This window comes from Streptomyces corynorhini, assembly GCF_003346515.1.
In the GTDB taxonomy this organism is placed as follows: domain Bacteria; phylum Actinomycetota; class Actinomycetes; order Streptomycetales; family Streptomycetaceae; genus Streptomyces; species Streptomyces corynorhini.
Genome location: NZ_QQNA01000046.1, coordinates 1 through 12,781 on the forward strand (window position 1 = coordinate 1; position 12,781 = coordinate 12,781).

At 71.4% G+C, this 12,781-nt stretch carries 11 protein-coding genes; 6 read left to right on the plus strand and 5 right to left on the minus strand.

Annotation, left to right across the window (positions count from 1 at the left end; genetic code table 11):
• Positions 1 to 141 precede the first annotated feature (141 nt).
• The 3 genes from DVH02_RS07460 to DVH02_RS07470 all read left to right on the plus strand — a co-directional run bounded on the left by DVH02_RS07460 (position 142) and on the right by DVH02_RS07470 (position 4,192).
• Positions 142 to 801 (plus strand): response regulator transcription factor, encoded by a 660-nt coding sequence (locus DVH02_RS07460; protein ID WP_114622939.1) that lies wholly within the window; start codon positions 142 to 144, stop codon positions 799 to 801.
• 345 nt (positions 802 to 1,146) lie between these two features.
• Entirely contained in the window at positions 1,147 to 3,123 is a 1,977-nt protein-coding gene (locus tag DVH02_RS07465) for a 2-oxoacid:acceptor oxidoreductase subunit alpha (protein WP_114622908.1), read from the plus strand.
• Complete coding sequence (locus tag DVH02_RS07470) at positions 3,116 to 4,192, plus strand: 2-oxoacid:ferredoxin oxidoreductase subunit beta (protein WP_114622909.1); 1,077 nt, start codon at positions 3,116 to 3,118, stop codon at positions 4,190 to 4,192. The genes DVH02_RS07465 and DVH02_RS07470 overlap by 8 nt, the downstream gene beginning before the upstream one ends.
• 49 nt (positions 4,193 to 4,241) lie before the next feature.
• Here DVH02_RS07470 and DVH02_RS07475 read toward each other — a convergent pair whose 3' ends face one another.
• Complete coding sequence (locus DVH02_RS07475) at positions 4,242 to 4,616, minus strand: winged helix-turn-helix transcriptional regulator (RefSeq protein ID WP_114622910.1); 375 nt, start codon at positions 4,614 to 4,616, stop codon at positions 4,242 to 4,244.
• A gap of 112 nt (positions 4,617 to 4,728) precedes the next feature.
• On the opposite strand from DVH02_RS07475, the gene DVH02_RS07480 reads away from it, so the two are divergent.
• The 3 genes from DVH02_RS07480 (at position 4,729) to DVH02_RS07490 (ending at position 7,921) form a co-directional block, all read left to right on the plus strand.
• Positions 4,729 to 5,589, plus strand: coding sequence for an SDR family oxidoreductase (locus DVH02_RS07480; RefSeq protein ID WP_114622911.1), 861 nt, complete (start codon positions 4,729 to 4,731; stop codon positions 5,587 to 5,589).
• Between the two features lie 139 nt (positions 5,590 to 5,728).
• Positions 5,729 to 6,751 carry an EamA family transporter RarD gene (gene rarD, locus DVH02_RS07485; protein ID WP_114622912.1) on the plus strand — a complete coding sequence of 341 codons (1,023 nt, stop codon included), beginning with the start codon at positions 5,729 to 5,731 and terminating at the stop codon, positions 6,749 to 6,751.
• Positions 6,752 to 6,988: 237 nt separating this feature from the next.
• A complete protein-coding gene (locus DVH02_RS07490) occupies positions 6,989 to 7,921 on the plus strand; it encodes a M28 family metallopeptidase (protein WP_114622913.1) in 933 nt (310 codons plus the stop codon).
• 99 nt (positions 7,922 to 8,020) lie between these two features.
• On the opposite strand, the gene DVH02_RS07495 is transcribed toward DVH02_RS07490, so the two are convergent.
• The 4 genes from DVH02_RS07495 to DVH02_RS07510 all read right to left on the minus strand — a co-directional run bounded on the left by DVH02_RS07495 (position 8,021) and on the right by DVH02_RS07510 (position 12,754).
• The gene (locus tag DVH02_RS07495) at positions 8,021 to 8,920 is read right to left on the minus strand and encodes an ABC transporter permease (RefSeq protein ID WP_114622914.1); all 900 of its coding nucleotides are present in this window, start codon (positions 8,918 to 8,920) and stop codon (positions 8,021 to 8,023) included.
• Complete coding sequence (locus tag DVH02_RS07500) at positions 8,907 to 9,956, minus strand: ABC transporter ATP-binding protein (RefSeq protein ID WP_114622915.1); 1,050 nt, start codon at positions 9,954 to 9,956, stop codon at positions 8,907 to 8,909. Before DVH02_RS07500 ends, DVH02_RS07495 begins: the two co-directional genes overlap by 14 nt.
• Positions 9,957 to 10,081: 125 nt before the next feature.
• Entirely contained in the window at positions 10,082 to 11,413 is a 1,332-nt protein-coding gene (locus DVH02_RS07505; protein WP_114622916.1) for a LolA family protein, read from the minus strand.
• Between the two features lie 330 nt (positions 11,414 to 11,743).
• The gene (locus DVH02_RS07510) at positions 11,744 to 12,754 is read right to left on the minus strand and encodes a polyprenyl synthetase family protein (RefSeq protein ID WP_114622917.1); all 1,011 of its coding nucleotides are present in this window, start codon (positions 12,752 to 12,754) and stop codon (positions 11,744 to 11,746) included.
• Positions 12,755 to 12,781 lie beyond the last annotated feature (27 nt).

Below are 12,781 nucleotides of genomic sequence, written 5' to 3' on the forward strand. Positions count from 1 at the left end.
TCCAGCATCCCAGCTCCGGGCCCCGCGCGCGGCCCGGAGCTGGGATGCTGGAGTCCGCGGATGCGCCATCGGGGCGCCGCGGTGGCGGGACGGACTTCGGCAGTGGGGGCTTCGGGACTCATGAGGGACACGGACGACAGAGTGCGGGTGGTCATCGCCGAGGACTCGGTGCTGCTCCGGGAGGGGCTGACCAGGCTGCTGACCGACCGGGGCCACGACGTGGTCGCCGGGGTGGGGGACGGCGAGGCGCTCGTCAAGACCGTCGGCGAGCTGGCGGACCGCGGCGAGCTGCCGGACGTGGTGGTCGCGGACGTACGGATGCCGCCGACCCACACCGACGAGGGCGTACGGGCGGCGGTGCGGCTGCGCAAGGACCACCCGGGACTCGGGGTGCTGGTGCTGTCGCAGTACGTCGAGGAGCAGTACGCCACCGAGCTGCTGGCCGCCAGCAGCCGGGGCGTGGGCTATCTGCTGAAGGACCGGGTAGCGGAGGTCAGGGAGTTCGTCGACGCCGTGGTGCGGGTGGCCGGTGGCGGTACGGCGCTGGACCCCGAGGTGGTCGCGCAGCTGCTCGGCCGCAGCCGTAAACAGGACGTGCTGGCCGGGCTCACGCCGCGCGAGCGCGAGGTGCTGGGGCTGATGGCGGAGGGCCGGACGAACTCCGCGGTCGCGAAGCAGCTGGTGGTCAGCGACGGCGCGGTCGAGAAGCACGTCAGCAACATCTTCCTGAAGCTCGGTCTCTCCCCGAGCGTCGGGGACCACCGCCGGGTGCTGGCGGTCCTCACCTACCTCAAGTCCTGATACCTCACGTACCTCAAGTCCTGATACCTCACGTCCTGACCGGCCCCGAGCCCGGAACGGACCGGGTTCCGGGGTCAGGGACCCTTCGGTTCCGGGGGCACGGACCCGGTCGGTCCGGGGCCCTGACCGACCGAAGCCCTAGAACTAAAGGATGAGGACAGGATCGGTCCCCGCACAACTCAATACAGCGACAAACCATGACAAATTAGCGTGCCAGGACGTCTCAAAATGATGTCCACTATCCAACCGGTCAAGGGAAGGCGACCCTTACCGACGTAGGGTGGCCTCCGGGACCGCCGGGCGGCCGCCGGTCCCGAGCCGCCGCCTCGAGGGAGGTCCAGTTCAGTGACCAGCCAGGTCAGTAGCCCGGCCGAGCAGGCCGATGAGGCCGACGACGCGAACGAGAACGACCGCGCCGTCGGTGAACAGCGTGCCGAGCGACACATCCTCGCGCGAGAGGGTACGGGCGAGAAGGAAGTCCGCCGTCTTGACCGGGTGATCATCCGTTTCGCGGGTGACTCCGGTGACGGGATGCAGCTGACGGGAGACCGGTTCACCTCGGAGACGGCGTCGTTCGGCAATGACCTGTCGACCCTGCCGAACTTCCCCGCCGAGATCCGGGCGCCCGCCGGGACCCTGCCGGGTGTCTCCTCGTTCCAGCTGCACTTCGCCGACCACGACATCCTCACCCCGGGTGACGCGCCGAACGTACTGGTCGCCATGAACCCGGCGGCGCTCAAGGCCAACATCGGCGATGTGCCGCGCGGCGCGGACATCATCGTGAACACCGACGAGTTCACCAAGCGCCCGATGGCCAAGGTCGGTTATCTGACCTCGCCCCTCGAAGACGGCTCCCTCGACGCGTACCAGATCCACCCGGTGCCGCTGACGACACTGACCATCGAGGCGCTCAAGGAGTTCGGGCTCTCCCGCAAGGAGGCCGAGCGCAGCAAGAACATGTTCGCGCTCGGGCTGCTGTCGTGGATGTACCACCGGCCGACGGAGAGCACGGAGCGCTTCCTGCGCGCCAAGTTCGCCAAGAAGCCGCAGATCGCCGAGGCGAACGTGGCCGCGTTCCGCGCGGGCTGGAACTTCGGCGAGACGACCGAGGACTTCGCGGTCAGCTACGAGGTGGCCCCGGCCGCCGCCGCGTTCCCGGCCGGCACGTACCGCAACATCTCCGGGAACCTGGCGCTCTCGTACGGTCTGATCGCCGCCGGGCACCAGGCGGACCTGCCGCTGTACCTCGGCTCGTACCCGATCACCCCGGCCTCCGACATCCTGCACGAGCTGTCCAAACACAAGAATTTCGGTGTACGGACCTTCCAGGCCGAAGACGAGATCGCCGCCATCGGCGCGGCGCTGGGCGCGGCCTTCGGCGGCTCGCTCGCCGTCACCACCACCTCGGGCCCCGGCGTGGCGCTCAAGTCGGAGACGATCGGGCTCGCCGTCTCGCTGGAGCTGCCGCTGCTCGTCGTCGCCATCCAGCGCGGCGGCCCCTCCACCGGGCTGCCCACCAAGACGGAGCAGGCGGACCTGCTCCAGGCGATGTACGGGCGCAACGGCGAGGCCCCCGTGCCGGTGGTCGCGCCCCGGACCCCGGCGGACTGCTTCGACGCGGCCCTGGACGCCGCCCGGATCGCGCTGACGTACCGGACGCCGGTCTTCCTGCTCTCCGACGGCTACCTCGCCAACGGCTCCGAGCCCTGGCGGATCCCGGAGACCGAGGAACTGCCCGACCTGCGGGTCCAGTTCGCCACCGGTCCCAACCACCAGCTGGCCGACGGCACCGAGGTGTTCTGGCCGTACAAGCGCGACCCCGGGACGCTGGCGCGCCCGTGGGCCGTGCCCGGTACGCCCGGTCTCGAACACCGCATCGGCGGCATCGAGAAGCAGGACGGCACGGGCAACATCTCGTACGACCCGGCCAACCACGACTTCATGGTGCGCACCCGCCAGGCCAAGATCGACGGGATCGAGGTGCCCGATCTGGAGGTGGACGACCCGGACGGCGCCCGCACCCTGGTGCTGGGCTGGGGGTCCACGTACGGGCCGATCACCGCGGCCGTACGGCGGCTGCGCAAGGAGCCCGTCCCGATCGCCCAGGCGCATCTGCGCCACCTCAACCCCTTCCCGCGCAATCTCGGGGAGGTGCTGAGCCGCTACGACAAGGTCGTGGTGCCGGAGATGAACCTCGGTCAGCTCGCCACGATGCTCAGAGCCAAGTACCTGGTGGACGCCCACTCGTACAACCAGGTCAACGGCATGCCGTTCAAGGCCGAACAGCTCGCCACGGCCCTCAAGGAGGCCATCGATGCCTGACACGACGACCTCGGCGATCACCAACGAGCTGCTGACCCTGGTCCCCAGGGCCGAGGGCAAGCAGTCGATGAAGGACTTCAAGTCGGACCAGGAGGTCCGCTGGTGCCCCGGCTGCGGTGACTACGCGGTGCTCGCCGCCGTACAGGGGTTCATGCCGCAGCTCGGCCTCGCCAAAGAGAACATCGTGTTCGTCTCGGGCATCGGCTGCTCCTCCCGCTTCCCGTACTACATGAACACGTACGGGATGCACTCCATCCACGGCCGCGCGCCCGCCATCGCCACCGGGCTCGCCACCTCGCGCCGGGACCTGTCCGTCTGGGTCGTCACCGGCGACGGCGACGCGCTCTCCATCGGCGGCAACCATCTGATCCACGCGCTGCGCCGCAACGTCAATCTGAAGATCCTGCTGTTCAACAACCGGATCTACGGACTGACCAAGGGGCAGTACTCCCCCACCTCCGAGGTCGGGAAGATCACCAAGTCGACGCCGATGGGCTCGCTCGACGCGCCCTTCAACCCGGTGTCGCTGGCGATCGGCGCGGAGGCGTCGTTCGTGGCCCGTACGGTCGACTCGGACCGCAAGCACCTCACCGAGGTGCTGCGGCAGGCCGCCGAACACCCGGGCACGGCGCTGGTGGAGATCTACCAGAACTGCAACATCTTCAACGACGGCGCCTTCGAGGTCCTCAAGGACAAGGACCAGGCGGCGGAGGCCGTGATCCGGCTGGAGCACGGGCAGCCGATCCGCTTCGGCGCCGACGGCGCGAAGGGTGTCGTACGGAACCGGGCCACCGGCGACCTGGAGGTCGTCGCCGTGACGCCGGAGAACGAGGCGGACGTCCTGGTCCACGACGCGCACGCGGCGAGCCCCACCACCGCGTTCGCGCTGTCGCGGCTCGCCGACGCCGACACGCTGCACCACACCCCGATCGGGGTGCTGCGCAGCGTGGAGCGGCCCGTCTACGACACGCTGATGTCGGACCAGCTGGACGCGGCGGTCGAGCGGCACGGCAAGGGCGACCTGTCGGCCATGCTGGCGGGCGGCGACACCTGGACCGTCGTCGGCTGACCCGGACCGAAGCGCACCGGCGCCACCGAGGCCCGGATCCCCTGTTCCGTCAGGGGGTCCGGGCCTTGTCGTACTCCTCGCGCGCCAGGAAGACCGCGTCGAGCCGCCGCTCGGTCCAGCGCGCCAGCCCCCACACCTGCTCGGCGGCCTCCCGGCCCAGCTCGGTGAGGGTGTAGTCGACGCGCGGCGGGATGACGGGCCGGGCGTCGCGGTGGACGAAGCCGTCGCGCTCCAGCGTGCGCAGGGTCTGCGCGAGCATCTTCTCGCTGACGCCGCCGACCTCGCGGCGCAGCTCGCTGAAGCGGTACGAGCGCTCCAGCAGGGCGGCGAGCACCAGCACGCCCCAGCGGCTCGTGACGTGCTCCAGGATCAGCCTGGAGGGGCACATGACCCGGTTGACGTCCGGGCTCGCGGTAACGCTCATGCCAGTACCTTACTTCAAGGTGGGTACTTTCACTTGGTTAGTGTGCGTCGTAAGGTGAGTGACAGAGCGCTACGAAACCTGACAAACGCGTACGAACTGGAGAATCTCCCCCATGAGCATCGTCGTCACCGGAGCCACCGGACACCTCGGCCGTCTCGTCGTGCGGGCCCTGCTGGCCGCCGACGTCCCGGCCGACGGCATCGCCGCCGTCGTGCGGAACGAGGAGAAGGCCGCGGACCTCGTGGCGCTCGGCGTCGAGCCGCGGGTCGCCGACTACAGCCGGCCCGAGACGCTGAAGGACGCCTTCCGCTCCGGTGACCGCGTCCTGCTGATCTCCGGCAGCGAGGTCGGGCAGCGCGTGGCGCAGCACACCGCCGTCATCGACGCCGCGAAGGCGGCGGGCGTGGCGCAGCTCGCGTACACGGGCGTACTGGGCGGCCCCGAGGCCGACTTCGACCTGGCCGCCGAGCACAAGGTCACCGAGCAGGCGATCCTCGACTCGGGCCTGCCGTTCACCTTCCTGCGCAACGGCTGGTACCACGAGAACTACACGGAGAACCTCGCGCCGGTGCTGGAGCACGGCGCCGTCGTCTCCAGCGCGGGTGACGGCCGGGTCGCCTCCGCGGCGCGCGCGGACTACGCCGCCGCCGCGGCGGCCGTCCTGACCGGCGAGGGCCACCTCAACCAGACGTACGAGCTGAGCGGCGACACGGCGTGGTCGTTCGAGGAGTACGCGGCGGAGCTGTCCCGCCAGACCGGCCGGACGATCGTCCACAACAACGTCCCGGCCGAGACGCACCGCTCCATCCTCGTCGGCGCGGGCCTGCCGGAGCCGTTCGCCGCGATCCTGGTGAACGTGGAAGCGGCGATCGAGCGCGGGCTGCTCGCCGGTACGAGCGGCGACCTGGCGCGGCTGACCGGCCGTCCGACCACGCCGCTCGCGGACGCGGTGGCGCAGGCGCTCAAGGGCTGACCTCGCCGCCACCGCCCCCTCTTCGCGTCATGACCGTATGACGATACGAACATGACATCGCGGCCCGCGCGGCGCTACCTTCATCGGGGTTTCGACTGTCCCGACGGGGGACGGCGCGCGCGTGGGACGGGGAGGGCCAGTGAAGACGGAAGGCGAACAGCGGGCGGGACTGCTGTACGGGATCGGTGCCTACGGGATGTGGGGGCTGGTCCCGCTCTACTGGCCGCTCCTGCGACCGGCCGACGCGATGGAGATCCTGGCCCACCGGATGGTCTGGTCCCTGGGCGTCGTCGTGATCACACTGCTGGTGCTGCGCCGCTGGGCGTGGATACGGGAGCTGCTGCGGCAGCCGCGCAAGCTGGCCCTGATCGCGGTGGCCGCCTCCACGATCACCGTCAACTGGGGCGTCTACATCTGGGCGGTCAACTCCGGCCGGGTCCTGGAGGCGTCCCTCGGCTACTTCATCAACCCGCTGGTGACCATCGCCATGGGCGTGCTGCTGCTCAAGGAGCGGCTGCGGGCGGCCCAGTGGGCGGCGGTCGGCATCGCCGTCGGCGCCGTGCTGGTCCTCGCGGTCGGCTACGGGCGACCGCCGTGGATCTCGCTGATCCTCGCCTTCTCGTTCGCGACGTACGGACTGGTCAAGAAGAAGATCAACCTCGGCGGTCTGGAGTCGCTGGCCGCCGAGACGGCGGTGCTGTTCCTGCCCGCCCTCGGCTATCTGGTGTGGCTGAGCGCGACCGGCGGGGCCACCATCGGCTCCCGGGGCGCGGGCCATCTCGCCCTGCTCGCCGGCACGGGCCTGATCACGGCGCTGCCGCTGATCTGCTTCGGCGCGGCGGCCATCCGGGTGCCGCTCTCGCTGCTCGGGCTGCTCCAGTACCTGGCGCCGGTCTTCCAGTTCCTGCTGGGCATCACGTACTTCCACGAGGAGATGCCGGTCGAGCGCTGGGCCGGGTTCGCGCTGGTGTGGCTGGCGCTGTCCCTCCTGACCTGGGACGCGCTACGCACGGCGCACCGCAACCGGGCCGAGGCACAGCGGCTGAAGACGGAGGCCGGGCAGCGGGCGGAGGCCGAGGCGGAGGCCGAGGCGGAGGCGCCGTCGGCGGCGTCGGCATCGACGGCGGCGCCGACGCCGACATCACCGGACGCACGCGCCTGAGGCCGGGACCGGTCCCGCTCCCCGCTCCCCGTACCGGGCCCCTCTCCGCTCAGCGGACACCCCTGACCGATTCCCGCTCTTGACGGTACGTCAGGCTCTCCCCCACCATTCACCACGCGCAGCGCACCACCAGCGCGAGCAGCTCCAGCAGCTCCAGCGCCTCACGCCGCTTCCGCGGCGAGGCGTCCCGCACGTTCCGCCCCCCATCTCCTGCCCGTTCGGAATCCGGAGCCCCCCATGAAGTTCTCCGTTCCCGCAGTCGTCGGTCTCGCGCTCGCGGGGCTGATCGCCACCACCGCGCCGAGCGCGTCCGCCACCACCACCCTCGCCGCGCCCGACATACCCCTCGCCAACGTCAAGGCCCATCTGACCCAGCTGTCGTCCATAGCCGCGGCCAACGGCGGCAACCGTGCCCACGGCCGGGCCGGTTATCTGGCCTCCGTCAACTACGTGAAGGGCAAGCTGGACGCGGCCGGGTTCACCACCACCGTGCAGCAGTTCACCTCCAGCGGATCCACCGGCTACAACCTGATCGCGGACTGGCCGGGCGGCGACACGAACAGCGTTGTCATGTCCGGGTCGCATCTTGACTCGGTGACGGCGGGCGCGGGGATCAACGACAACGGTTCGGGCTCCGCCGCCGTGCTGGAGACGGCGCTCGCCGTCTCGCGGGCGCAGCTCAAGCCGACCAAGCACCTCCGGTTCGCCTGGTGGGGCGCGGAGGAGCTGGGCCTGGTCGGCTCCCGGTACTACGTCAACAACCTGCCGACCGCGGACCGGGCGAAGATCAGCGGCTATCTCAACTTCGACATGATCGGCTCCCCCAACCCCGGCTACTTCGTCTACGACGACGACCCCACCATCGAGCAGACCTTCAAGAGCTACTACGCGGGCCTCGGCATCCCGACGGAGATCGAGACCGAGGGCGACGGCCGCTCGGACCACGCCCCGTTCAAGAACGTGGGCATCCCGGTGGGCGGGCTGTTCAGCGGCGCCGACTACATCAAGACGGCCGCGCAGGCGCAGAAGTGGGGCGGCACCTCCGGGAGGGCCTTCGACGCCTGCTACCACCGCTCGTGCGACACCACGGCGAACATCGACGACACCGCGCTCGACCGCAACAGCGACGCCATCGCGTACGCCGTGTGGTCGCTGTCCGGCGCCAGCTGAGCCGTCGGCATCGGCCCGTACCGCCCGGCGGACACCGGGCCGCGGTACGGACCGGTGCCGCGTCGGCGTACGGGTCCGGGGCCGGACGCGGCGGCCGTCTCAGGCCGTGATGTCCCGTGTCGTGAACCGCGCCCAGGCCGCCGAGCCGAACACCGCCGCGTACAGCGCCTGGATCTCCAGGTTCTTGACGATGTCGTCCCAGTAGAACGGCGCGCGCAGCAGGTCGGCGAAGGACAGCCAGTAGTGCGAGAAGAGGTACGGCTGTATCGCGTGCAGCTGCGGGACCGTGTCCAGGATCTGCACCGTGATCAGCAGCCCGACCGTCGCCGCCATGGCCGCGATCCCGCTGTTGGTCAGCGTGGAGACGAACAGCCCGAGCGCGGCGAGACCGATCAGTGAGGCGGCGACGACCAGCGCGATCAGCAGGGCCCGTATCAGCCCGTCCCCGAACGAGATCCGGGTGCCCGAGATCGTGGTGACGTCACCGAGCGGGAAGAGCAGCGCGCCGACGACGAGCGCCGAGACCGCCACGACCGCCGTCGCGACCAGGCAGAAGACCATCGTGGCCGCGTACTTGACGAGGAGCAGCCGGGTCCGGCCCGCCGGTGCCACCAGCAGGTAGCGCAGGGTGCCGCCGTGGGCCTCACCGGCGATCGCGTCGCCCGCGACCACGCCCACGGCCATCGGGAGGAAGACGGGCAGCGTCGCGGCGAGCGCGGCGAAGACGAGGAACAGCCCGTTGTTGGTGAGCTGCGTGAGGAAGGCGGGCCCGTGCGCCGCGCCCGCGTCGCTCACCCCGCCGCCCCCACCCGTCTCGGTCTTCACGGCGACACCGATGAGGACGGGTACGGCGGCGAGCACCCCCAGCAGGGCCAGGGTCCGCGCCCGCCCGAAGGTGAGGGCCAGCTCGGAGCGGAGCAGCCCCAGCGTCCACCACGGCCGAGGCGCGCGGGCGGCGGGGGCCGCGGGTGCCCGCCCCGTCGGTTCAGCCCGCGACATCGAAGCCCTCCCCCGTCAGCGCGACGAACGCGTCCTCCAGCGAGGCGCGCTCCGGGCCGAAGGCCCGCACCCGTACCCCGGCCAGCACCAGCGCGGCGTTCAGCTCCGCGAGATCCGCGTCCGGCGGGGCCTCGCAGGTCAGCCGGGACTCCGTCACCACCACGTCGGTGGCGCCGCGCTCCTTCAGCACCCGCGCGGCCTCGCCCGGATCGGGGGTGGTGACGCCGAGCCTGCCCCGGACCCCGGCCGCCAGCCCGGCGACCGTGCCCTGGGTGATCAGCCGACCGCCGGTCATCACCGCGACATGCGTGCAGACCTGCTCGATCTCGTCCAGGAGGTGGGAGGAGAGGAAGACGGTCGTGCCGTCCGCCGCCAGCTCCCGCACCAGCGATCTGATCTCCCGCATGCCCTGCGGGTCGAGCCCGTTCGTCGGCTCGTCGAGCACCAGCAGCCGACGCGGTCTGAGCAGGGCCGAGGCCAGCCCGAGCCGCTGCTTCATGCCGAGGGAGTACGCCCGCGCCCGCTTTCCCGCCGCCGCGCCCAGCCCGACCCGGTCCAGGGCCGCGGCGACCCGGGCGCCACGGGTACGGGGGTCGGCGCTCGGGTCGGCCGCGTCGTACCGTACGAGGTTGTCCCGGCCGGTCAGATAGCCGTACAGCGCGGGCCCCTCGATCAGGGCCCCCACCTGGGGCAGCACGGCGCGGGCCGCGCGTGGCACCGGGCGGCCGAGCAGCGCGGCGGAGCCTGCGGTCGGCTCGATGAGGCCCAGCAGCATCCGGATGGTGGTGGTCTTGCCGGACCCGTTGGGCCCCAGGAAGCCGAAGACGCTCCCGGCGGGCACCGTCAGGTCGAGGCGGTCCACGGCGAGCTGTCCGCCCCGGAAGCGCTTGGTGAGGCCGCGCGTCTCGATGACCGGCCCGGCGCCGTCAACCGGCCCGGTGCTGTCAACCGGCCCGGTGCTGTCGGCCGGCCCGGCGCCGTCGACGGCCTCGCCGCCGACCGGCCCCGCGCCGTCCGAACCGGGGGAATCCGTCATCTCCCGCGCCTCCTCGCTCTCCGCCTCCCGGGCGCCACGCGCCCGGTCACCCCAAGAACGGACCGGCCCCGGTCAGCGTTCCGCCCCGCCGCGCGACACGCGCGGCGGGGCGGTCGGCCGTGGCGTCAGTTCGCCTGGTTCGCGGCCTTGAGCAGCGCGTCCTTGGTGACCGCGCCGACGTAGACCTTTCCGTCGTCCGTCATCAGCGCGTTGACGATCCGGGTCTCGAAGACCATGCCCGAGCCGAACTTCCCGGTGACCTTGGAGCCCAGGGAGCCGATCAGGCCCTCTGCCTCGGCGGGCAGGTCGTCCTGCTTCGAGGCGCCGGACCCGGCGGCTTCGGAGCCCTTGCCCGCCGCGCCGCTCTCGTCCTTCGGGGACGTCAGCTCGTAGACCGTGCTCCAGCCCTTGCCGATCGTCTTCACGTCGCCGGAGTCGTCGGCTCCGCTCAGCTCGCCCAGCAGCCCGCCGAAGCGGCCCTCGCCCTGGTCCGCGCCGCTCGCCTCGTTCTTCGCGTCCTTGCCGTGCGCCGCGTCGCTCTCATCGGCCCGCGTCACCTTCGTGCCCTTGGGCGGGGTGAAGTCGAAGGTGGAGGCGTCCGGCTTGGCGAAGTCGACCTTGGTGAAGCCCACATCGACAATCGGCTTGCCGCCGCCGCTGGAGGCGAGCGTGAACTTGAGCGGAGTGCCGGTCTTCGCGTCGACCGCGATCGTGACGGAACCGACCGTCGAACCGCTCTGCTTCGGCTTGACGAGCAGCCGGTACGCGTCGTGCCCGGCGACCCGCGCCGTCCCGTCGACCGTCACGGAGGTCGTGTCGCCGGCCGCCTTCAGCACCTGCGCGGCCAGCTCAGAAGGCGTCACGTCCAGGTCCTTGGCGCCCTGGGCGCCCTCGCCCTTCGTGCCCTCGCTCCCGCCGTGCCCGCCCGCGTCCTTCTCCGTCGCGTGGTACGCCTGGTTGGAGCCGCTGTCGTACGCCCACACCTCGTCGCCGTTGCGGATGAGGCTGTACTCCGCGGCGCCCTCCACGATGGAGAGGCGCTGCTTGTCGGCGCCGTCGGCCGCGACCCGCAGGGTGTGGGAGCCGGAGGCGAGTTCCATCAGCTTGGTGCCCGGGTCCGCGGTGGATCCGTCGCCCGCGCCCGCGGAGTCGCCGAGCGCGCCGGCCACGCTGTCGAGACCGCTCAGCGCGGGCAGTCCCAGATCCGTGGTGATCTTGAGGGACCCCGAGAGCTGCTGGGTGTCCGACGCGGCGATCTTCTCGATGAGCTGCTGCGCGCTGATGTCCGCCAGCTGGGGTCCGCTGCCACCGGCCGCGGCGAGTGCCGGTACGAGCCCGATGGTCGCCGCGGCCACCCCCGCCACCGCGACGGGAAGCGCGTAACGCGTCGCCTTGCGGCGGAACGCGCTCGGCTCACCCTCGGTCTCGGTGATCCGCGTGTTGTCGTTCGGTGCCATGTGTGCCCTACCTCCGTGGTCGGCGGCCTTCCGTCCGTTGCACTCGTCCACCCCTTGCCGCCATTCTCACCCGAATTGGTCAGGAGTGGTGTTGTCCATAGGACCAAATCGGCACGGCCGAAGCGTCAGCCCCCGGGAGCAACTTCCCGTACCCCTATGGGATGACGTGACGATGAGATGCCCACCGGGCATCCCTTAGGGGATGCCCCGAACGCGGCGCGGCACACGGCCGACCGGGGGACTCCCGGCCCCACCCGAGACCTGCGGGCGACCGGCCCACCCGCGACCGGCGCGATCCGGCCCACCCGCGACCGGCGGCGACCAGGACGCTCAGCCCGCGCGGTGGACCACCGCGTCGCACAGCTCCACCAGCGCCGACTTCGCGTACCCCTCGGGCAGCGGCGTCAGGGTCGCCCGCGCCTCCTCCGCGTACCGCACGGTGTCGCGGCGCGCCTGCTCCAGCGCCGGGTGGGCGCGCAGCCCCTCCAGGGCCTCGGCGAGCCGGGCGTCGTCCGCCAGGTCCCCGTCCAGCATCGCGACGAGTTCCAGGTCCTCGGGGCGGCCGTGCGCCTCGGCCTGGGCGCGCAGCAGCAGCACCGGCAGCGTCGGGATGCCCTCGCGCAGATCGGTGCCGGGGGTCTTGCCCGACTCGTGCGAGTCGCTGGCGATGTCGAGGACGTCGTCGGCGAGCTGGAAGGCGACCCCGAGCCGCTCCCCGTACTGGGTGAGGATGTCGACGACCGACTCGTCCGCGCCGGAGGTCATCGCGCCGAAGCGGCCGGAGACCGCGATCAGCGAGCCCGTCTTGCCGCCGATGACGTCGAGGTAGTGGTCGACCGGGTCGCGGCCGTCGCGCGGCCCCACCGTCTCCAGGATCTGGCCCGTCACCAGCCGCTCGAACGCCTCCGCCTGGACCCGTACGGCCTCGGGGCCCAGGTCGGACAGGATGTGCGAGGCGCGGGCGAAGAGGAAGTCGCCGGTGAGGACCGCGACGGAGTTGTCCCAGCGGGCGTTGGCGCTGGGCACCCCGCGGCGGACGTCCGCCTCGTCCATCACGTCGTCGTGGTAGAGCGTCGCGAGATGCGTCAGCTCGACCACCACGGCCGCCGGGACGACACCGGGCGCGTAAGGATCGCCGAATTGTGACGCGAGCATGACCAACAGGGGCCGGAAACGCTTGCCTCCGGCCCGCACCAGATGCTGGGCGGCCTCCGTGATGAAGGGCACGTCGCTCTTGGTGGCATCGAGCAGCCCCGCCTCGACGGCCGCCAATCCGGTCTGGACATCGGCCTCAAGAGCCTGGTCCCGCACGCTCAGCCCGAACGGCCCGACGACGGTCACGAGAGGTACTCCTGTCTGCTGACGATC

Coding starts and splice junctions, on each gene's coding strand:
- DVH02_RS07480 (WP_114622911.1), top strand. CDS start 4,729: ATGAGCATCGTCGTCACCGGAGCCACCGGACACCTCGGCCGTCTCGTC.
- DVH02_RS07490 (WP_114622913.1), top strand. CDS start 6,989: ATGAAGTTCTCCGTTCCCGCAGTCGTCGGTCTCGCGCTCGCGGGGCTG.
- DVH02_RS07470 (WP_114622909.1), top strand. CDS start 3,116: ATGCCTGACACGACGACCTCGGCGATCACCAACGAGCTGCTGACCCTG.
- DVH02_RS07495 (WP_114622914.1), bottom strand. CDS start 8,920: ATGTCGCGGGCTGAACCGACGGGGCGGGCACCCGCGGCCCCCGCCGCC.
- DVH02_RS07500 (WP_114622915.1), bottom strand. CDS start 9,956: ATGACGGATTCCCCCGGTTCGGACGGCGCGGGGCCGGTCGGCGGCGAG.
- DVH02_RS07475 (WP_114622910.1), bottom strand. CDS start 4,616: ATGAGCGTTACCGCGAGCCCGGACGTCAACCGGGTCATGTGCCCCTCC.
- DVH02_RS07505 (WP_114622916.1), bottom strand. CDS start 11,413: ATGGCACCGAACGACAACACGCGGATCACCGAGACCGAGGGTGAGCCG.